The sequence below is a fragment of the Micromonospora sp. DT178 genome (genome assembly GCF_049841695.1).
Classification (GTDB): Bacteria; Actinomycetota; Actinomycetes; order Mycobacteriales; family Micromonosporaceae; genus Micromonospora.
In genome coordinates this window covers 74,305-92,660 of sequence record NZ_JBNCKV010000006.1, presented here as the reverse complement: position 1 = coordinate 92,660, position 18,356 = coordinate 74,305, and the positions used below count along the sequence as shown (strand labels likewise).

Annotated in this window: 17 protein-coding genes; 12 read left to right on the top strand and 5 right to left on the bottom strand. The window is 74.4% G+C overall.

Annotation, left to right across the window (positions count from 1 at the left end):
* Nucleotides 1-770 precede the first annotated feature (770 nt).
* Nucleotides 771-953, bottom strand: a complete 183-nt coding sequence (locus ACLQ22_RS13390) for a hypothetical protein (RefSeq protein WP_425692548.1) — start codon at nt 951-953, stop codon at nt 771-773.
* Between the two features lie 139 nt (nt 954-1,092).
* On the opposite strand from ACLQ22_RS13390, the gene ACLQ22_RS13385 reads away from it, so the two are divergent.
* Both ACLQ22_RS13385 and ACLQ22_RS13380 read left to right on the top strand, forming a co-directional pair.
* Nucleotides 1,093-2,430, top strand: a complete 1,338-nt coding sequence (locus ACLQ22_RS13385) for a WG repeat-containing protein (protein ID WP_425692547.1) — start codon at nt 1,093-1,095, stop codon at nt 2,428-2,430.
* 57 nt (nt 2,431-2,487) lie between these two features.
* A complete protein-coding gene (locus tag ACLQ22_RS13380) occupies nt 2,488-3,486 on the top strand; it encodes an aldo/keto reductase family protein (RefSeq protein ID WP_425692546.1) in 999 nt (332 codons plus the stop codon).
* Between the two features lie 125 nt (nt 3,487-3,611).
* On the opposite strand, the gene ACLQ22_RS13375 is transcribed toward ACLQ22_RS13380, so the two are convergent.
* Nucleotides 3,612-4,409 (bottom strand): site-2 protease family protein, encoded by a 798-nt coding sequence (locus ACLQ22_RS13375; RefSeq protein WP_366641969.1) that lies wholly within the window; start codon nt 4,407-4,409, stop codon nt 3,612-3,614.
* Complete coding sequence (locus ACLQ22_RS13370; protein WP_121400451.1) at nt 4,409-4,609, bottom strand: hypothetical protein; 201 nt, start codon at nt 4,607-4,609, stop codon at nt 4,409-4,411. Before ACLQ22_RS13370 ends, ACLQ22_RS13375 begins: the two co-directional genes overlap by 1 nt.
* A 212-nt stretch (nt 4,610-4,821) precedes the next feature.
* On the opposite strand from ACLQ22_RS13370, the gene ACLQ22_RS13365 reads away from it, so the two are divergent.
* The 4 genes from ACLQ22_RS13365 to ACLQ22_RS13350 all read left to right on the top strand — a co-directional run bounded on the left by ACLQ22_RS13365 (nt 4,822) and on the right by ACLQ22_RS13350 (nt 9,307).
* Nucleotides 4,822-5,022, top strand: a complete 201-nt coding sequence (locus ACLQ22_RS13365; protein ID WP_121400450.1) for a hypothetical protein — start codon at nt 4,822-4,824, stop codon at nt 5,020-5,022.
* 180 nt (nt 5,023-5,202) lie between these two features.
* Nucleotides 5,203-7,182, top strand: a complete 1,980-nt coding sequence (locus tag ACLQ22_RS13360) for a bifunctional adenosylcobinamide kinase/adenosylcobinamide-phosphate guanylyltransferase (RefSeq protein WP_425692545.1) — start codon at nt 5,203-5,205, stop codon at nt 7,180-7,182.
* Entirely contained in the window at nt 7,172-7,945 is a 774-nt protein-coding gene (cobS, locus tag ACLQ22_RS13355) for an adenosylcobinamide-GDP ribazoletransferase (RefSeq protein WP_121400904.1), read from the top strand. Before ACLQ22_RS13360 ends, cobS begins: the two co-directional genes overlap by 11 nt.
* A 66-nt stretch (nt 7,946-8,011) precedes the next feature.
* Nucleotides 8,012-9,307 (top strand): DUF2314 domain-containing protein, encoded by a 1,296-nt coding sequence (locus tag ACLQ22_RS13350; RefSeq protein ID WP_425692544.1) that lies wholly within the window; start codon nt 8,012-8,014, stop codon nt 9,305-9,307.
* 20 nt (nt 9,308-9,327) lie between these two features.
* Here the strand turns inward: ACLQ22_RS13350 and gcvT are convergent, their stop codons facing one another.
* Nucleotides 9,328-10,452, bottom strand: coding sequence for a glycine cleavage system aminomethyltransferase GcvT (gene gcvT, locus ACLQ22_RS13345; protein ID WP_425692543.1), 1,125 nt, complete (start codon nt 10,450-10,452; stop codon nt 9,328-9,330).
* A 161-nt stretch (nt 10,453-10,613) separates the two neighbouring features.
* Here gcvT and ACLQ22_RS13340 point away from each other — a divergent pair, with 161 nt between their 5' ends.
* The gene (locus ACLQ22_RS13340; RefSeq protein ID WP_425692542.1) at nt 10,614-12,185 is read left to right on the top strand and encodes a leucyl aminopeptidase; all 1,572 of its coding nucleotides are present in this window, start codon (nt 10,614-10,616) and stop codon (nt 12,183-12,185) included.
* 69 nt (nt 12,186-12,254) lie between these two features.
* Here ACLQ22_RS13340 and ACLQ22_RS13335 read toward each other — a convergent pair whose 3' ends face one another.
* Nucleotides 12,255-12,584: a hypothetical protein gene (locus ACLQ22_RS13335; protein ID WP_358092132.1), complete on the bottom strand. Its 330-nt coding sequence runs from the start codon at nt 12,582-12,584 to the stop codon at nt 12,255-12,257.
* A gap of 179 nt (nt 12,585-12,763) precedes the next feature.
* Here ACLQ22_RS13335 and lpdA point away from each other — a divergent pair, with 179 nt between their 5' ends.
* The 5 genes from lpdA to ACLQ22_RS13310 all read left to right on the top strand — a co-directional run bounded on the left by lpdA (nt 12,764) and on the right by ACLQ22_RS13310 (nt 18,352).
* The gene (lpdA, locus tag ACLQ22_RS13330) at nt 12,764-14,155 is read left to right on the top strand and encodes a dihydrolipoyl dehydrogenase (RefSeq protein WP_357880187.1); all 1,392 of its coding nucleotides are present in this window, start codon (nt 12,764-12,766) and stop codon (nt 14,153-14,155) included.
* Nucleotides 14,156-14,221: 66 nt separating this feature from the next.
* A complete protein-coding gene (gene sucB, locus ACLQ22_RS13325; RefSeq protein ID WP_425692541.1) occupies nt 14,222-16,054 on the top strand; it encodes a 2-oxoglutarate dehydrogenase, E2 component, dihydrolipoamide succinyltransferase in 1,833 nt (610 codons plus the stop codon).
* Nucleotides 16,055-16,262: 208 nt separating this feature from the next.
* A complete protein-coding gene (locus ACLQ22_RS13320) occupies nt 16,263-17,594 on the top strand; it encodes a low temperature requirement protein A (RefSeq protein WP_425692540.1) in 1,332 nt (443 codons plus the stop codon).
* Between the two features lie 82 nt (nt 17,595-17,676).
* Entirely contained in the window at nt 17,677-17,946 is a 270-nt protein-coding gene (locus ACLQ22_RS13315; protein WP_425692539.1) for a type II toxin-antitoxin system Phd/YefM family antitoxin, read from the top strand.
* Nucleotides 17,936-18,352 (top strand): type II toxin-antitoxin system VapC family toxin, encoded by a 417-nt coding sequence (locus tag ACLQ22_RS13310; protein WP_425692538.1) that lies wholly within the window; start codon nt 17,936-17,938, stop codon nt 18,350-18,352. The genes ACLQ22_RS13315 and ACLQ22_RS13310 overlap by 11 nt, the downstream gene beginning before the upstream one ends.
* Nucleotides 18,353-18,356 lie beyond the last annotated feature (4 nt).

Genomic DNA, 18,356 nt, shown 5'->3' with positions numbered 1-18,356 from the left:
GCGCCGCCGGCCCAAGCCATTGCCATGCCACCAGCCCAGCCCACCGCCGCGCCACCGGCTGAGCCTGTCCCCGCGCCGCCGGCCCAAGCCATTGCCATGCCACCAGCCCAGCCCATCGCCACGCCACCGGCTGAGCCTGTCCCCGCGCCGCCGGCCCAAGCCATTGCCATGCCACCGGCCCCGTCCGTTCCCGGGCCGCCCGTCGCGGCCGATTCGTACGCGCCTGCGCAGGACACGTCCGCCGCTGCCGCGCCGCAGGCCGAACCGGTGTCCGCCCTGCCGGGCGAGCCGGTCTCCGCGCCGCCCGCCGCATCGGCGCCGCCCTCGGCCATCGTCCCTGGCGCGTTGTCGCAGGCACCGCAGCCTGTCTCCGCACCCGCCTCAGACCTTGTGCCCGCCCAGGCCGTTTCCGCGCCGCCGGTAACCTCAGCGCCTCCCACGGACGCCTTGCCAGGCCCGTCCGCCGCCGAGCCGTCGACGCAATCGGTGTCCGTGCCGCCCATGTCGACGCCACCGAGGCAGCCGGTGTCGTCCGCGCCCTGGGCACCTCCTGTCCCGTCGCCGTCGGCACACGAGGTCTCCGCCCTTTCCAAGGACACCGCGCCAGCGCAGCCGGTGTCCGCGCCGCCCATGCCGCAGCCATCGGCGTGGGCCACCTCGGCACCACCCACGGACGAGGAAGAACGGCCGGTGTCCGCGCCACCGGACGCCGCTTCGCCCGACGCCGCGCCATCCAGCGCCACACCGCCCGCCGCCACGCCGCTCGGTGTTCAGGTGCCGTCGACGAGCGCGGAGCGGACCTCCGCGCCCAGCACCGCCGAGTCAGACACCGCGGGAACGAGCACCACCGAGCACCACACCACCGAACCGGGCACCACCGAATCACGAGCCACCGAACCGAGCACCACCGAACGCCACACCGCCCGGACGAGCGCCGCCGAATCACGAGCCACCGAAGCGAGCACCGCCGAGCACCACACCGCCCGAACGAGCACCGCCGGATCACGGGCCACCGAACCGGGCACCGCCGGGCCACGGGCCGCCGCGCCACGGGCCGCCGGGACGAGCGCCGGTGAGCCGCGGGGCGCCGAGGTGCCCGGCGGGTCGCGGGACGCCGGGCGCCAGAGTGCGGCGCAGGGTGACCCGGAGCAGGTGCTGGCGAGCTACCGGTGGCGGCTCGATCCGGCCAGCCTGCGGGAGATCGTGGAGGAGCCGGACGAGTTCCGGACGATCCGGCGGCGGCTGACCGAGAAGCTGGGCGCCGCCGTGGACAACAAGTCGCGCGCCCGGCTGCTCAGCCTGCGGGCGGTGGCGTCCCGGATCCTCGGCGAGCTGGACGACGCCCTCGCGGACGGTCGGCTCGCGCTCACCTACGCCGAGGCGACCGGGGAGCTGCGGCGTACGGCGGTGGCCCAGGCGCGGCTGGCGCACGTGTTGCGCTGGCGCGGCGAGTTCCTCGAGGCCGACCGGCTCTTCGCCGAGGCGAACTCCACGGAGTTGCCCGAGCGGCTGCGCGCGGTGCTGCACGAGCACGCCGGACGGTCCTGCTACGACCAGGGCCGGCTGATGGAGGCCTGTCACCACTTCGAGCGGGCCCTGGACCTGCGCGGCACCCAGGACCCCGAGTTGCAGGCCCGGATCCGGTTGAGCCTGGACGCGGTGGCGGAGCGGGTCGCGGAGACGGGCTTCGGGCCGTACCCCCGCAGCCGGGAGGAGGTGCTGGAGCGTGACCGGCCCCCGGCGCCGGCCCGCGACGGCGACCTGTGGGGTTTCTCCGACCCGGACGGCGAGATGGTCATCGCGGCCGAGTACGCGGAGGCGCAGCCGTTCCGCGACGGGCTGGCCTGGGTGCGGCGCCCCGAGACCGAGCGGTGGTCGCTGGTCGACCGCACCGGCGCCATGGTGCTCGAACCGTCGTACCCGGTGGTCCGCTCGTTCTCCGACGGGCTGGCCTGGGTGTCCGACGGCGGCGATGCCGGCTGGGTGGCGATCGACGCCACCGGCGAGGTGGTGGTGCCGCACGGCTTCGCGGACGTACGCCCGTTCCAGCGCGGCGTGGCCGTGGTCCGCCGCGACGGCTGGGGTGCGGTCGACCGCAACGGCCGGATCGTGGTGCCCACCCGGCACCACGGGTTCGCCACCGTCCTGGCCGACGGCCGGTACGTCGACGGCTTCACCGAGGAGGGGCTGGCCGTGGTGGAGGTGGCCGGCCGGCGCGGCGTGGTGAACCGGGCCGGGAAGGTGCTGGTGGCGCCGACCTATCCGGCGCTGGTCGTCCACCCGGTCGCGTTCCTGGTCGGCGACGGCACCGGCCGCTGGGGCGCGCTCGACCGCCGGGGCGCGCCGCTGATCGAGCCGGTGCACCGCGACCGCGACGAGGTCGTCGCCGAGATCGAGCGGCTGCTCGTGGACACCAGCCCCGTGCTCTGAGCGACACCGAGGTCGCCACGAGGGGTGGGCATGATCCGAACGGGCTAGGGTCGAGTCATGGAATTCCGTCACCTGGGCCGTTCCGGCCTGATGGTCAGCGAGATCTCGTACGGCAACTGGATCACCCACGGCTCGCAGGTCGAGGAGGACGCGGCGTTCGCCTGCGTCCGGGCCGCCCTGGACGTCGGCATCACCACCTTCGACACGGCCGACGTGTACGCGGGCACCCGCGCCGAGGACGTGCTGGGCCGCGCGCTGGAGGGCGAGCGGCGCGAGGGCCTGGAGATCTTCACCAAGGTGTACTGGCCCACGGGGCCGGGTCGCAACGACCGGGGCCTGTCCCGCAAGCACATCATGGAGTCGATCAACGGCTCGCTGCGCCGGCTGCGCACCGACTACGTGGACCTCTACCAGGCCCACCGGTACGACCACAGCACCCCGCTGGAGGAGACGATGGAGGCCTTCGCCGACGTCGTGCGTTCCGGCAAGGCGCTCTACATCGGCGTCTCCGAGTGGAGGGCGTCGGAGATCCGCGAGGCCCACCGGCTCGCCCGCGAGCTGCGCATCCCGCTGGTCTCCAACCAGCCGCAGTACTCGATGCTCTGGCGGGTCATCGAGTCCGAGGTCGTCCCCACCAGCGAGGAGCTGGGCATCGGTCAGATCGTCTGGTCGCCGATCGCGCAGGGCGTGCTCTCGGGCAAGTACCTGCCGGGGCAGCCGCCGCCGGCCGGCTCCCGGGCCACCGACGAGAAGTCGGGCGCGGGCTTCATCTCCCGGTTCATGAACGACGAGGTCCTCACCCGGGTGCAGCGGCTCAAGCCGCTGGCCGAGCAGGCCGGGCTGAGCATGGCGCAGCTCGCCGTCGCCTGGGTGTTGCAGAACCCGAACGTCTCCTCGGCGATCGTCGGCGCCACCCGCCCGGAGCAGGTGCACGACAACGTCAAGGCGGCCGGCGTGAAGCTCGACGCCGAGTTGCTCAAGGCGATCGACGAGGTCATCGACCCGATCGTCGAGCGCGACCCGGCCCGCACGGAGTCTCCCGCCGAGCGTCCGTGACGCGTGGCGGCCCGGCCGGGCGCGCAACACGGCCGGCCGGGCCGCGACCGCACCACCCCACGCCACCGGACCACGCCGGCAGCGGCCGGACCGCCAGGCAGGACCGTGCCGGCGGGGGCCGCGGATCAGCCCTGCCAGAAGCGGATCAGGTCCAGGCCGAGGGCGTAGAGCCACGGGGGCAGGCCGAGGAAGTCGCCGACGGCGAACACGGCGTCGAAGAACCAGCCGCCGATCCGCGGGTTCCACAGCAGCGCGAACAGCAGGATGAAGCCGAACGGGGCGAACAGGTCGTACATCCTGCGCCACTGCGGGTTCAGCCACGGCTGGATCATGTTGCCGCCGTCGAGGCCGGGCACCGGGAGCAGGTTGAGCACGCTCGCGGTGAGCTGGAGGAACGCCAGCAGCGCCACGGCCGCCCAGAACTCGACGGGCCCGCCGCCGGCCGCCCCGAGGCGTACGGCGAGCACCAGGACCAGCGTGAACAGCACGTTGGTGGCCGGGCCGGCGAGGCTGACCAGGGTGTGCCGCAGCCGCCCCGGGATGGCGTGCCGGTCCACCCAGACCGCCCCGCCGGGCAGGCCGATGCCGCCGAGCAGCACGACCGCCACCGGCAGCGCGATCGACAGCAACGGGTGGCTGTACTTCAGCGGGTTGAGCGTCAGGTAGCCCCGGTGGGCGACGCTGCGGTCGCCGGCCCGGAACGCGACGACGGCGTGGGCGTACTCGTGCAGGCAGAGCGAGACCAGCCAGCCGGACACGACGAAGAGGAACACGTCGAGCCGGACGTTGCCGAACCCGTTCCAGGTGAGCACCCCGCTGGTCACGAAGAGCGCGACCAGGGCGAGGAAGACCGGGCTGGGCCGGAACGCCGCCCGGGGCACGCCGAGCACCAACGGCTCGCCCCCCGGGCGGTCGCCGGCCATCACTCCGCCGGAGGCAGCAGGCTCATGCGGTATTCCACCCGGTCGTCCTCGACGAGCGCGACCGAGGTGACGCCGGACGCCGCGAGCTCCCGCCAGGCCTGACCGATCCAGGACTCGGCGTCCGCCTGGCTGCTGAACGACTCCGCCGGCCCCTCGACCGACTCACCGTTCGCGCCCTCGTACCGCCAGCTCCACGCCATGCCGCGTCTCCCCTCGCCGCTGATGTCCCGTGGGACGAACCCCCGCCAGCGTAGTCGGCCGCGCGCGGGGCGGCCCGACATCCGTCCGGCGGGCACCGCCGCCCGGGCGGCGCAGGGTTCCCCGGCTCCTGTCCGGGTATGGGCCTCCTTGACGCACGCGGGACGCGCGACGGGGCGGTCGCCGACCGCCGACGGGCCTGGAGGAGGCGACGATGGACGAACCGCTGCACGACAAGGACACCGAGGCGCTGCGGGCGATGGCGGTACGCGGCGGCATCGTGGGGGCCGCACACATGGAGCGGGAGGACCTGCTGGACGCCCTCGTGGCCCGGCCCGGGGAGGGCGCCTGGCAGGAGGACCCGAAGCCGGCGGCGGTCAACCCCAACGACTTCCAGTACCAGACCCCCCGGTAGGGCCGCGCCCGCCGACGGCGCGCTGTCGCTGCTCGTGCTGGTCCCGTCCTTCGCCGGCTGGTCGGTCTGGGCCGGCGTCGGGCTGCTGGCCGGCCGGTCGGAACCGCTCACCCGGTGAGAGCCGGCCGCACCACGCACCTCCGGGGGGCCGCGCCCGGGTGCTGGCTCTAAAGTACGGGCATGTCCGTTGACGGGTGGAACACGGTCCTGGTGCTCGGCGGTATCCGGTCCGGAAAGTCCGAGTTCGCCGAGTCCCTGGTCGCCGACGCGCCGACGGTCCGCTACGTGGCCACCGCCGCCGACGCGCCCGTCGACGACGCGGAGTGGGCGGCCCGGCTGGCGGCGCACCGCGCCCGTCGGCCGGAGACCTGGACCACCGAGGAGACCGCGGACGACCCGCGCCGCCTCGCGGACGTGATCGCCTCCGCCGGGCCGAACGAGACGCTGCTCGTCGACGACCTCGGCGGCTGGGCGACCGTGCTGCTCGACCCGGCCCACCAGCCGGCGGACGACACCGCCACCATCGCCGAGCTGGCGGCGGCGGTGCGTTCCTGCGCGGCCCGGCTGGTGCTGGTCAGCCCCGAGGTCGGGCTCTCCCTGGTGCCCACCACCCCGCTCGGCCGGGCCTTCACCGACGCGCTCGGGGCGGCCAACCGGGCGGTCGCCGACGCCTGCGACGCCGTGGTCCTCGTGGTCGCCGGCCAGGCGGCCTGGCTGAAGCCGGGCGCTCCGCAGCCGGCCACCGTGCCCGCGCAGGCCGGTCCCGCGCAGGCCGATCCGGCGACGGTCGCCCCCGTCGTCGGCCGGGCCGAGCCGGAGCCCTCCCCCGCCGTGTTCACCCCCGGCACGCCGCCGCCGGGCACCCCGGGTGCCGCCGGCGGCGCCGAGCCGGACGGCACCGCCTGGGCCGCCCCGACCATGGCGCTGCCGATGGTCGCCACGGGCCTGGTCATCCAGCCCGGCATGGAACTGCCCATGCCCGACGAGTACACGGGCCCGCAGGCGATCGAGCGGCTCGCCACCCTGGACGTGCCCGGATCGGGGCTGGGCGTGCTGGAGCGGGCGGTCGGGTTCGCCGCCGCCACCCAGGGCACCGCCACGCCGGCCCCGTGGGGCCAGGTGCGGGTGCTGCTGCTGCACGGCGACCACCTCGGCGACGCCGCCGCCGGCACCGTGGCGGGCGAATCGGCGCGGCGGGCCCGGCAGGCCCGCGCCGGCCGGGGGGCGCTGGCCCGGCTGGCGGCCGAGAGCGGCGCCGAGCTCCAGGTGGTCCAGGCCCCGACGTCCGCGCCCATGGAGACCGAGCCGACGCTGACCGGAGAGCAGGTCGAGGCCGCCCTGCGGTACGGCTGGCGGCTCGCCGAGGAGGCCGCCGACGCGGGCGTACGACTGCTGGTGCTCGGGGCGTGCGGCGCCGGCACCGAGGCCGCCGCGGCGGCGGTGCTGGTGGCGACGGCGGGCGCCGAGGCGCCGGCGGTGCTCAGGCGGGTGGTCACCGACTCGGGCGAGATCGACGACGCGGCCTGGATGCGGCGGTGCGCGGCGGTACGCGACGCCCTGCACCGCACCCGGAACTCGCCGCGCAGCGCCAAGGACGTGCTGGCCGAGCTGGGCGGCGGGGACGTCGCCGTGGCCACGGGCGTCCTGCTCGGCGCCACCGCCCGCCGGCTGCCGGTCATGCTCGACGGGCCGGTCGGGGTGGCCGCCGCCATGGTCACCCGCGACCTGGCCGGGCAGGCCCGGCACTGGTGCCTGCTGGCCGACCACGGTGGGCACCCCGCCGTGCGGCTCGGTGCCGACGTGCTCGGCCTGACGCCCCTGCTCGACCTGCGGCTCGACCTGGGCGAGGGCGCGAACGCGCTGGCCGCGCTGCCGCTGCTGCGCTCGGTGCTGGCGCTGGCCGCCGCGCTGCCGGCCCACCCGTCGCTCGGCGGCGGCGAGGAGGACGACGAGCCGGAAGAGGCCGGGCCGGACACCGACGAGCCCGACTTCCGCGAGCCGGAGCCCGCCGGCCCCGGACCGACCAGCACGGAACCCGACTTCCGCGAGCCGGAGCCCGCCGGCCCCGGACCGACCAGCACCGAACCCGACTTCCGCGCGCCGGACGGCACCGGGCCGGACACGGAGCCGGTGGACCCGTCCGGCCGGCGTGCCGGCTGAGTCGCGGCTCGCCGACGGGGCGCGGCTGGCGCTGACCACCTTCACCACCCTGCCGGTGCGCGCCGGCCGCATCGACCGGTCGGTGGCGGGCACGGCGATGGCGCTCGCCCCGGCGGTCGGCGTACTGCTCGGCGTCGTCCTCGCCGGCGTCCTGCTGCTCCCGGGTGCGCTCGCGCCCCCGCTGGTCGCGGCGGCGGTGACCGTCGGCGCCGGGGCGCTGCTCACCCGGGGGCTGCACCTCGACGGGCTGGCCGACACCGTGGACGCGCTGGGGTCGTACCGGCGGGGAACGGCCGCGCTGGAGATCATGAAGAAGCCGGACGTGGGCCCGTTCGGGGTGGTCGCGCTGGTGGTCGTACTCCTGGTGCAGACGGCCGCCCTCGCGGAGCTGGCGGGACGGTCGTGGCCGGCGGCGCTCGCGGCGGTGGTCGCGGCGACCGCCGCCGGCCGGCTCGGGGTGGCGGTGGCCTGCCGGCGCGGGGTGCCGGCCGCCCGTCCCGAGGGCCTCGGCGCGCTGGTCGCGGGCACCGTCGGGCCGGTCGCCCTGGCCGCCGGGGCGGTCGCCGTCGCGCTGCCGGCGCTCGCGGCCGTGCCGGGCCGCCCGTGGCAGGGGCCGCTCGCCGTCGCCGTCGCCCTCGCCGTCGCGGTGGGGCTGCTGCGACACGTGGTACGCCGGCTCGGCGGCGTCACCGGCGACGTGCTCGGCGCGACCGTGGAGGTGGTCACCACGCTGGTCTACCTGGGAGTGGTGCTGTCCGGCTGAACGGGGCACACCGCGACGGGTAGCGTTCTCCCACGACAGCACCGGCGCGGCCAACCGGGGGACGACATGCTCATCACGGACGACTTCCTGCCCGTACCGGTTCCGGAGTCGCTGAGCGCGACCTATTTGGTGCCCATGACGGGGCTGCCGAAGGTGAGCGCGAAGACGGCGGTGGCGCGGCTCACCGGCCGGCTGGCGGAGCCGGTACACGGGCTGGCGCGGCACATGCTCGACAGCCCGCTGATGAGCGTGGACACCCGGCCGATCGCCGAGTTCCCCGAGCTGCCGCCGGACCTGCTCACCGCGTTCGGCGCCACCGAGGCGCAGCTGGCCCGGCTGGCCGCCGCGAGCCACCTGGTCGTGGTGCAGGCCGAGTACCGGCCCGGCTGGCCGCCGGCCCACGAGTGGGCGGCCCGGGCGGTGGCCGCCGCCGTCGCCGAGTCCGTCGACGGCGACGTCGTGGACGTGTTCGGCCTGCAGTTCCTCGACCCGGCGACGGCCCTGCGCTCGCTGCCCGACGCCCAGGGGCGGATCCGGCTGGTCGACTGGGTGCTGGTGCCCTACTCCTCCGACGCCGAGGGGCTCTGGTTCACCACGAAGGGGCTGCGCCGCTTCGGGCTGCTGGAATTGCAGACCCAGGGCGTGCCGGACCACCTGACCCGGGCCTGGGGCGCGGTGATGACCGGGGCCGCCCGGCGGCTGCTGCGGGACTGGACCGACGGGCTCTCCGGCGAGGAGGTGCCGGCGTTCGTGCAGCTGCCGGTGCTGGCCACCGTGACCGGGCACGACATCGCCGTGGCGTACGGCAATCCGGAACAGCACGGCGCGACGGCGCCGGTGCTGCTGCGCCTGGAGCTGGACCCGGCCACCGACCCCGACGCCGACTCGTTCCTCAGCCTGCGCCCGCCCGCCGGACATCCGGGGCCGGACGGCCGCTACTACGCCGCCGCCTGCGCCACCCTCTTCGCCGGCATCCAGCCGGACGTGCGCTACGCCCGGGCGGGCGACGCGATGAGCAAGGCGGTCGCCACCGCCCGGGCCGGGCTGGGTGACATCCGAGCCCGGTTCCTCGCCGGCCAGCTCCCGCCGGAGACACAGCTCGTGGTGAAGTACGGCCTGCCCGGCGACGACGGCCCGGAGCTGGTCTGGGCCGGGGTGACCTCGTGGGACACCCCGGAGCGGATCGTGGCCGCCAGCGCCTCCGACGCCAACACCGACCCGACAGTGCGCATCGGCTCACCGGTCGTCGTGGAGGCCACCGACGTCGTGGACTGGGCCGTGCTCGACGGCACCGGCGTCATCGAGGGCGGCTGGACCCAGGCCGTCCTCGACGCCGGCGAACGCCCCCGCCCCCCGGTCTGACCGGGGAGCCGGGGCAGGGGTCACCTGACCGAGGGGGTCACGAACGGGGGACGGGTGAGGCGCATCCGGGCGCGGCGCCCACGGATGTCGACCTCCACCAGGTCGCCGTCGGCGAGCTTCGCGGCGGTGTCCAGCAGCGCCAGGGCGACGCCCTGCTTGCGGGTGGGCGAGAACGTGCCGCTGGTGATCGTGCCGACCTGCGCGTCGCCGACGTGCACCGTCATGCCGGGGCGCGGGATCGCCCGGTCGACCGCCTCCAGGCCGCGCAGCGTACGCCTCGCACCGGCGGCCTTCTCCGCGAGCAGCGCGTCGCGGCCCCAGAAGGCCGGCTTGTCCCAGCCGACCGCCCAGCCGGAGCGGGCCTGCACCGGGGTGATCTCCAGCGACAGGTCCTGACCGTGCAGCGGGTACCCCATCTCGGTGCGCAGGGTGTCCCGGGCGGCCAGCCCGCAGGCGCGCAGGTCGGAGCCCGCCGCGAAGAGCGCGTCCCAGACCGCGACCGCGTCGGCCGCCGGCACCACCAGCTCGTAGCCCAGCTCCCCGGTGTAGCCGGTGCGGCACACGGTCAGCTCCACCCCGTCGAGCGTCGCGGTGGAGAAGCTCATGTAGTCGTGCCCGGTCGGCAGGCCCAGCGCGCCGAGCAGCTCGGCCGAGCGCGGGCCCTGCACGGCGAGGACGGCGTACGCCTCGTGCTCGTCGGTGACCGTGACCGACGCCGGGGCGGCGGCGCGGAGCCGGCGCACCACCTCGGTGGTGTTCGCGGCGTTCGGGATGAGGAAGACGTGGTCGTCGGCGTGCAGGTAGGCGATGATGTCGTCCACCACGCCGCCGGTGGCGTCGTCGCAGCAGAGGGTGTACTGCGCCCGGCCCGGCCCGATCCGGCCCAGGTCGTTGCTGAGGCAGGCGTTGACGAACTCCGCCGCGCCCGGCCCGGTCACCCGCGCCTTGCCCAGGTGGGAGACGTCGAACACGCCCACCCCGGTCCGCACCGAGGTGTGCTCCTTCAGCACCCCGCCCCCGGCGTACTCCAGCGGCATCTCCCAGCCACCGAACGGGGCGAACTTGGCGCCGCGAGCGGTGTGCCGCTCGTGCAGCGGAGAACGGCGCAGCCGGGTCGCGGCGGCGTCGGAGGTCACGTCGGTCATGGGTGGGAACTTACCGGGAGCTGGGCGGCTGGTTAGCATCGGCGGGACCCGTCGGAGCCGTCGGCGGGACAGCCCCGACCTCCGGCGGGTACGTTCCGCCGGAGACCTCCATCGCCGGTACGCGACGACGCGACCGGCCCGGCCCGCCCGGAGTAGCTTCAGTGACATCGCCCAGCACCACCCTGAGCCTGGTCGACACCGACCCCGCCGAACTCGCCGTCGACGCGATCGTGATCGGCCTGCACAGCCAGACCGGCGAGCAGGACGCCACCACCGGCCTGGCCGGAACCCTGCTGCTCGCCAGCGGCGCGGAGAGCATCGCCGCCGCCTTCGACGGAAAGCTGACCGAGACGCTGGCCCTGCTCGGCGCGACCGGCGCCCCCGGCGAGGTGATCAAGCTGGCCACGCTGGGCACCGTGACCGCCCCGGTGGTCGCCGCCGTCGGGCTCGGGCCGGAGCCGACCGGCGCCGCCCCGGCCCCGGAGACCCTGCGCCGGGCCGCCGGCGGGGCCGTACGGGCCCTCGCGGGCGCGCCGCGGGTGGCGCTCGCGCTGCCGCTGCCCGACGACGCCGACGCGCCTGCGGCGCTGCGCGCGGTGGCGGAGGGCGCGCTGCTCGGCGGCTACCGCTTCGCCGGCTACAAGACCCGGCCGCAGCCGTCGCGGCGTGAGCCGGTGGCCGAGGTGCTCGTCGCCGTGCCGGACGCCGGTGACGCCGGCGCCCGGGCCGAGATCGCCCGCGCCCAGGTGGTGTGCGACGCGGTCCGGCGCAGCCGGGACTGGGTCAACACCGCCCCGAACGAGCTGCGCCCGCCGTCCTTCGCCGACTCGGTGGCGGACTCCGCTCGGGAGGCCGGCCTGACGGTCGAGGTCCTCGACGAGGCGGCCCTGGCCGCCGGTGGGTACGGCGGCATCATCGCCGTCGGGCAGGGCTCGGAGGCCCCGCCGCGGCTGGTCAAGCTGAGCTACACCCCGGCCGGCGGCGGCAACGGCAAGCGGGTCGCGCTGGTCGGCAAGGGCATCACCTTCGACACCGGCGGCATCTCGATCAAGCCCGCGCAGGGCATGTGGGAGATGAAGTCCGACATGGGCGGCGCCGCCGCGGTGGCCGCGACCATGCTGGCGGTCGCCGCGCTCAAGCCGTCGGTGGCCGTGACGGCGTACCTGCCGATGGCGGAGAACATGCCGTCCGGGCGGTCGTACCGGCCGGGTGACGTGATCAGCATGTACAACGGCAAGAAGGTGGAGGTGCTCAACACCGACGCCGAGGGCCGGATGATCCTGGCCGACGCGATGGCGCGGGCCTGCGAGGACGGCTGCGACTACCTCTTCGAGACCTCCACCCTCACGGGCGGGCAGGTCGTCGCGCTGGGCAAGCGGATCGCCGGTGTGATGGGCAGCCCCGAGCTGTGCGAGCGGGTCCGCACCGCCGGCGACGCGGTCGGCGAGCCGGCCTGGCCGATGCCGCTGCCGGACGACGTGCGCAAGGGCATGGACTCCGACGTGGCCGACATCTCCCAGGTCAACGCCGGCATGGACCGGGCCGGGCACATGCTCCAGGGCGGGGTGTTCCTGCGCGAGTTCGTCAGCTCCGACGTCGACTGGGCACACATCGACATCGCCGGCCCGAGCTACCACTCGGGCGAGCCGACCGGCTACTGGACCAAGGGCGGCACGGGCGTGCCGGTGCGCACGCTGCTGCACCTCGTGGAGGACGTCGCCGCCAACGGCTGACGTACGCGGAAGAAGAGGGCCCCTCGTCGACGAGGGGCCCTCTTCCGTTCCCGGCGCGCGACGCCGGGGTCAGAACAGCTCGGGGCGGCGCTTGCGGCGCTCGTTGTAGTCGCGCATCCGCTGCGGGTAGCCCATCAAACGCACGTCGTAGACCGGAATCCCCATCCGGTACGCGAAGCGGCGGGCGCCGTCGGGGCCGTCGATGCGGCGGCGGGTCCACTCCCCGTCGTCGGCGATCAGCATGACCGTGGTCTCGGTGACGGTCGTCCGCGGCTCGATGTACGCCTCGACCCCGCGCCGGCTGCGGACGAAGCCCTCGAGGTGCTCCAGGTCGGCGCGGTCGGCGGCCCGGTCGAGGCTGACCGCCCGGGTCTTCCTGCGTCGCCGGAACAGTCCCACCGAGCGTCTCCCCCTCAGGTACGTCATCGAAGCCAGTGCCAAGCGTACGTGCCACGGACGTGTCGTTGGGCACCTCACTACGCGGGCGGCGGGCGGTGGTGACAAGATGACCGAGGTGGGGTGTGCCCGTGTTGCCCCGCCGTGACCCCCGAAGCAGTGACGCGACCTGGGAGTTGGACGTGAGCGAGCCGAACGACGCAACCTTCGACATCGTCATCCTCGGAGGTGGCAGCGGCGGCTACGCGACCGCCCTGCGCGCCGTCCAGCTGGGCCTGAAGGTCGCGCTGGTCGAGAAGGGCAAGCTCGGCGGCACCTGCCTGCACAACGGTTGCATCCCGACCAAGGCGCTGCTGCACGCGGCCGAGATCGCCGACCAGACCCGCGAGTCGGAGCAGTTCGGCGTGAAGGCCGAGCTGGTCGGCATCGACATGGCGGGGGTCAACGCCTACAAGGACGGCGTGATCTCGCGGCTCTACAAGGGCCTGCAGGGCATGCTCAAGGGCAACAAGTCGATCACCATCGTCGAGGGCCACGGCAAGCTGGTCGGCAAGAACGTCGTCGAGGTCGACGGCAAGCGCTACACCGGCCGCAACGTCGTGCTGGCCTCCGGTTCGTACGCCAAGAGCCTGCCCGGCCTGGAGGTCGACGGCGAGCGGGTCATCACCAGCGACCACGCGCTCACCCTCGACCGGGTCCCGGCCTCGGCGATCGTGCTCGGCGGCGGCGTGATCGGCGTCGAGTTCGCCAGCGTGTGGAAGTCCTTCGGGGTGGACGTCACGATCATCGAGGCGCTCCCCCGGCTGGTCGCGGCCGAGGACGAGGAGTCCTCGAAGGCGCTGGAGCGGGCGTTCCGCAAGCGGAAGATCAACTTCAAGGTCGGCAAGCCGTTCGAGAAGGTCGAGAAGACCGACAAGGGCGTCAAGGTCACCATCGCCGGCGGTGACACCGTCGAGGCGGAGCTGCTGCTGGTCGCCGTCGGCCGCGGCCCGAACACCGCCGACCTCGGTTACGAGGAGCAGGGCGTCAAGATGGACCGCGGCTACGTGCTGACCGACGAGCGGCTGCGCACCAGCGTGCCCAACGTCTACGCGGTCGGCGACATCGTGCCCGGCCTCCAGCTCGCCCACCGGGGCTTCCAGCAGGGCATCTTCGTGGCCGAGGAGATCGCCGGCCAGAACCCGGCCGTCATCGACGAGGTCGGCATCCCGCGGGTCACCTACTCCGACCCGGAGCTGGCGTCGGTCGGCCTGACCGAGGCGAAGGCCAAGGAGCAGTACGGCGCCGACAAGGTCAAGACCTACAACTACAACCTGGGCGGCAACGGCAAGAGCCAGATCCTCAAGACGGCCGGCTTCGTCAAGCTCGTCCGGGTGGAGGACGGCCCCGTCGTCGGCGTGCACATGGTCGGCGCCCGGGTCGGCGAGATGGTCGGCGAGGCGCAGCTCATCTACAACTGGGAGGCGTACCCGGCCGAGGTGGCGCAGCTCGTGCACGCCCACCCGACGCAGAACGAGGCCCTGGGCGAGGCGCACCTGGCGCTCGCCGGCAAGCCGCTGCACGCACACGCCTGATCACGACAACCGCGGCGTCCGGCGACGGGCGATGATCCCACCAGGGGAATGAAGGAGTCTTTGAAGATGCCGGTATCGGTCACCATGCCCCGGCTCGGTGAGAGCGTCACCGAGGGCACCGTCACGCGCTGGCTCAAGCAGGAGGGCGACACCGTCGAGGTCGACGAGCCCCTGCTCGAGGTGTCGACCGACAAGGTCGACACCGAGATCCCGTCCCCGGCGGCGGGCGTGCTGAGCCGGATCGTGGTCGGCGAGGACGAGACCGCCGAGGTCGGCAGCGAGCTGGCCGTGATCGCGGGCGAGGGCGAGTCCACCGGCGGCGGCGAGACCGCCCCGCAGCAGGAGGAGCCGGCCGAGGAGGCCGCCGAGGCCGCCGAGGAGCCGCAGGCCGAGGCGGAGCAGCCGGCCGTCGAGGAGCCGCAGGAGAAGGCCGCGCCGGCGCCGTCGGGCGAGGGCACCCCGGTCAAGATGCCGGCCCTCGGCGAGAGCGTCACCGAGGGTACGGTCACCCGCTGGCTCAAGCAGGTCGGCGACACCGTCGAGGTGGACGAGCCGCTGCTGGAGGTCTCCACCGACAAGGTCGACACCGAGATCCCGTCGCCGGTGGCCGGCACGGTCCTGGAGATCAAGGTTCCCGAGGACGAGACCGCCGCGGTCGGCGCCGACCTGGCCGTGATCGGTGCCGCCGGCGCCGCCCCGGCCGAGGCCAAGCCGGAGCCGAAGCCCGAGCCGAAGGCGGAGGCCAAGCCCGAGGCCAAGCCGGAACCGAAGCCCGAGCCGAAGGCCGAGGCCAAGCCGGAGCCCAAGGTCGAGGAGCCGACCCCGGGCATGTCGTACAACGAGCCGTCGGCGGAGGCCGAGACCTCGGCGCAGCCCGCGCAGGCCGAGCAGAAGGCCGTGCCGTCGGCTGCGGCCCCGCAGCGCCCGTCGGCGCCCGCCCAGGGCGGCGAGGAGGCCGCCGGCTACGTGACCCCGCTGGTGCGCAAGCTGGCCAGCGAGCACGGCGTCGACCTCTCCTCGGTCAACGGCACCGGCGTCGGCGGCCGGATCCGCAAGCAGGACGTGCTGGAGGCGGCGGAGAAGGCGAAGGCCGCCAAGGCCGCGCCGGCCCCGGCGCAGCAGCCCGCCGCGGCGGCGGCCCCGGCCAAGCCGGCCACCAAGCCGCAGCCGAGCGCCAAGCGCGGCACGACCGAGAAGCTCCCCCGGATCCGCGCGACGATCGCCAAGCGGATGCAGCAGTCGCTGCACGAGATGGCGCAGCTGACCACCGTGGTCGAGGTGGACGTCACCAAGGTCGCCAAGCTGCGGGCGCGGGCCAAGGAGTCGTTCCAGCAGCGGCACGGCGTCAAGCTGTCGTTCCTGCCGTTCTTCGCCCTCGCGGCGGTCGAGGCGCTGCAGGCGTACCCGATCGTCAACGCCAGCATGGACCTCGACGCCGGCACGATCACCTACCCGGGCTCGGAGCACCTCGGCATCGCCGTGGACACCGAGCGGGGTCTGATGGTGCCGGTCATCCACGGCGCCGGCGACCTGAACCTGGGCGGTATCGCCAAGCGGATCGCCGACCTGGCCGAGCGCACCCGGACCAACAAGATCAGCCCGGACGAGATCGCCGGGGCGACCTTCACGCTGACCAACACCGGCAGCCGCGGCGCCCTCTTCGACACCCCGATCGTGCCGTCGCCGCAGTCGGCGATGCTCGGCACGGGTGCCGTGGTCAAGCGTCCGGTCGTGGTCAACGACCCGGAGCTGGGTGAGGTCGTCGCCGTCCGGTCGATGGTCTACCTGGCCCTGTCGTACGACCACCGGCTGATCGACGGCGCGGACGCCGCCCGCTTCCTGGTCGCGGTCAAGGAGCGGCTGGAGTCGGGCAACTTCGAGGCCGAGCTCGGCCTGTAGTCCCCGCCCCGACGGCACGAAGGGCGCCCCGGTCACCGACCGGGGCGCCCTTCGCCGTCCGGCCGCCAGACCGGCCTGCACGCCGTTCTGGTTCCCCGCCGCCCGTCCGGCCCGCCCGCCGCCTGGCTCGCCCGCCGCCCGGCCCGCCCGCCCGCCGGGCTGGCGCGATTCCGGCCCGGCGGGGACAGGGCGCTGCCAGAGTGGTTGGGTGGGTGTCATCCGGTGGCGCGAGCGGCTGGGACCGGCCGTCTCGATCGCCCCCGGCGCCCGGGTCGACCGGTTCGAGGTCTTCTTCGACCTGGTCTTCGTCTTCTCGTTCTTCATCATCACCCGCGCCACCGCCGCCAACATCTCCGGTGGCCAGCTGGTGCACGCCATGCTCGTGCTCGCCGTGCTCTGGTGGTGCTGGGTGGTGCACTGCGTGGTCGCCACCCGGGTCCGGCTCGGCGAGGGTTTCGTCCCGGTGCTGATGGTCGTCGGCATGGCCGCGCTGTTCTGCTTCGCGCTCTCCCTCCCGCAGGCGTTCAGCGACGCGACCGACGTGGCCGCCGGTCCGATGGTGGTCGCGCTCAGCTACGTGGTGATCAGGGGTGTGCACCTGGCGCTGTACTGGCACGTCGCGCAGGAGAAGCCCGGGGAGCGCCGGCTGCTGCTGAAGTACTCCCCGGAGGTCACGATCAGCACCATGCTGCTCACGGCCGCCGCGCTGATCCCGCCGCAGATCGACGACCCGGACCGGGCGGCGATGCTGCGCGACGGGCTCTGGGTCAGCGTCGTCCTGCTCCAGTACGGCATGGGCCTGGTCGCCGGTGCCTGGGGCTGGATGGTGACCTCCGCCGAGCACTGGACCGAGCGGTACGACCTCATCCTGATCATCGCCCTGGGCGAGTCGGTCATCTCCGTCGGCGTCGGCAGCAACCTGCTCGGTCAGCCGCCCACGTGGCCGGCGGTCGCCGCGGCGGTGCTCGGCATCTTCTTCACGGCCGCGCTCTGGTGGGCGCACTACGACGTGATCGCACCGGCCGCCCGGATCGCCCTGCACGCGGCCGAGGGGCGGGCCCGGGTCTCGATGGCCCGGGACGCGTACGCCTACTTCCACCTGCCGATGATCGCCGGGATCATCCTGTTCGCCCTCGGCGCCGAGGAGATCGTGCACCAGGTCGCCGATCCCGAGGTGCCGGTCGGGGACCCGACGCACGGCCCCGGCGTCCTGCTGCTGTTCGGCGGAGTCGCCTGCTACCTGTGCGCGAACATGCTGTTCCAGTGGCGCACCCTGCGCACCGTCTCGTGGACCAGGGTCGGCGCTGTGCTCCTGTTGGCCGCCACCGTTCCCGTCGGCCAGCGGCTGCCGGGGTTGGCCGCCCTCGCCCTGCTCACCGCGATCTGCATCGGGCTGGTGGCGGTCGAGGCGGTGGTCATGGCGGACTCCCGGCGCGCCCTGCGCGAGGCGGTCTTCGAGGAGAAGACCAGCCACGAGGCGCACGAGGCCGCCTGGCGCGCCCGCTGGCGCGAGCCCACCCCGGACGAGCCGTCGACATGACCTGCCGGCCCACCCGGACGTCACGCCCCTCGGCCCGCAGCGTCGCGTAGCACCTCGTAGCACGCTCGACTAGGATTACGCCGTGGCAGAGCACGCTCATCGAGAGATAACGCAGCGCGAGCTGCGCAACGACTCGGGCGCGATCATGCGGCACGTCGAGTCCGGCGAGTCCTTCGTCATCACGCGCAACGGCACCCCCGTCGGAAAGCTCGTCCCGCTCCGCCGGCGCACGTTCGTCCCGCGGGCGGAGGTGCTCGCCGCCTTCGCGACGGCCCCCGTGCTCGACGGCGAGAGGTTCCGCGCCGACATCGACTCGTCGGTCGAGCAGGACCCGTTCAGCCGTGAGTGGTGAGGCACCGGTCCGTGGCCTGATCGACACGAACGTCGTGATCCATCTCGGCGCCCTCGGTCCCGGGGACCTGCCGGACGAGATGGTGATCAGCGCCGTGACGCTCGCGGAGCTCTCCGCGGGCCCGCACCACACCGACGACCGCGCCGAACGGGCCCGGCGGACCAGCGTCCTCCAGCACGCCGAGGCCGTGTTCGAGCCGTTGCCCTTCAACGCCGAGGCCGCGCGGGCCTTCGGCCTGGTCACCAGTGCGGTCCTGGCCACGGGGCGCACCACCCGCCGCCGGCTGGCGGACCTGATGATCGCCTCCATCGCACACGCGAACGGCCTGTCGCTCTACACCACGAATCCGAGCGACTTCGTCGGGCTGGAGGAGTTGGTCACCATCCGGCCCGTCCGTCGGCCCTGACGGG

Coding starts and splice junctions, on each gene's coding strand:
- ACLQ22_RS13365 (WP_121400450.1), top strand. CDS start 4,822: ATGGACGAACCGCTGCACGACAAGGACACCGAGGCGCTGCGGGCGATG.
- ACLQ22_RS13360 (WP_425692545.1), top strand. CDS start 5,203: ATGTCCGTTGACGGGTGGAACACGGTCCTGGTGCTCGGCGGTATCCGG.
- sucB (WP_425692541.1), top strand. CDS start 14,222: ATGCCGGTATCGGTCACCATGCCCCGGCTCGGTGAGAGCGTCACCGAG.
- ACLQ22_RS13370 (WP_121400451.1), bottom strand. CDS start 4,609: ATGGCGTGGAGCTGGCGGTACGAGGGCGCGAACGGTGAGTCGGTCGAG.
- ACLQ22_RS13375 (WP_366641969.1), bottom strand. CDS start 4,409: ATGGCCGGCGACCGCCCGGGGGGCGAGCCGTTGGTGCTCGGCGTGCCC.
- gcvT (WP_425692543.1), bottom strand. CDS start 10,452: ATGACCGACGTGACCTCCGACGCCGCCGCGACCCGGCTGCGCCGTTCT.
- ACLQ22_RS13380 (WP_425692546.1), top strand. CDS start 2,488: ATGGAATTCCGTCACCTGGGCCGTTCCGGCCTGATGGTCAGCGAGATC.
- ACLQ22_RS13350 (WP_425692544.1), top strand. CDS start 8,012: ATGCTCATCACGGACGACTTCCTGCCCGTACCGGTTCCGGAGTCGCTG.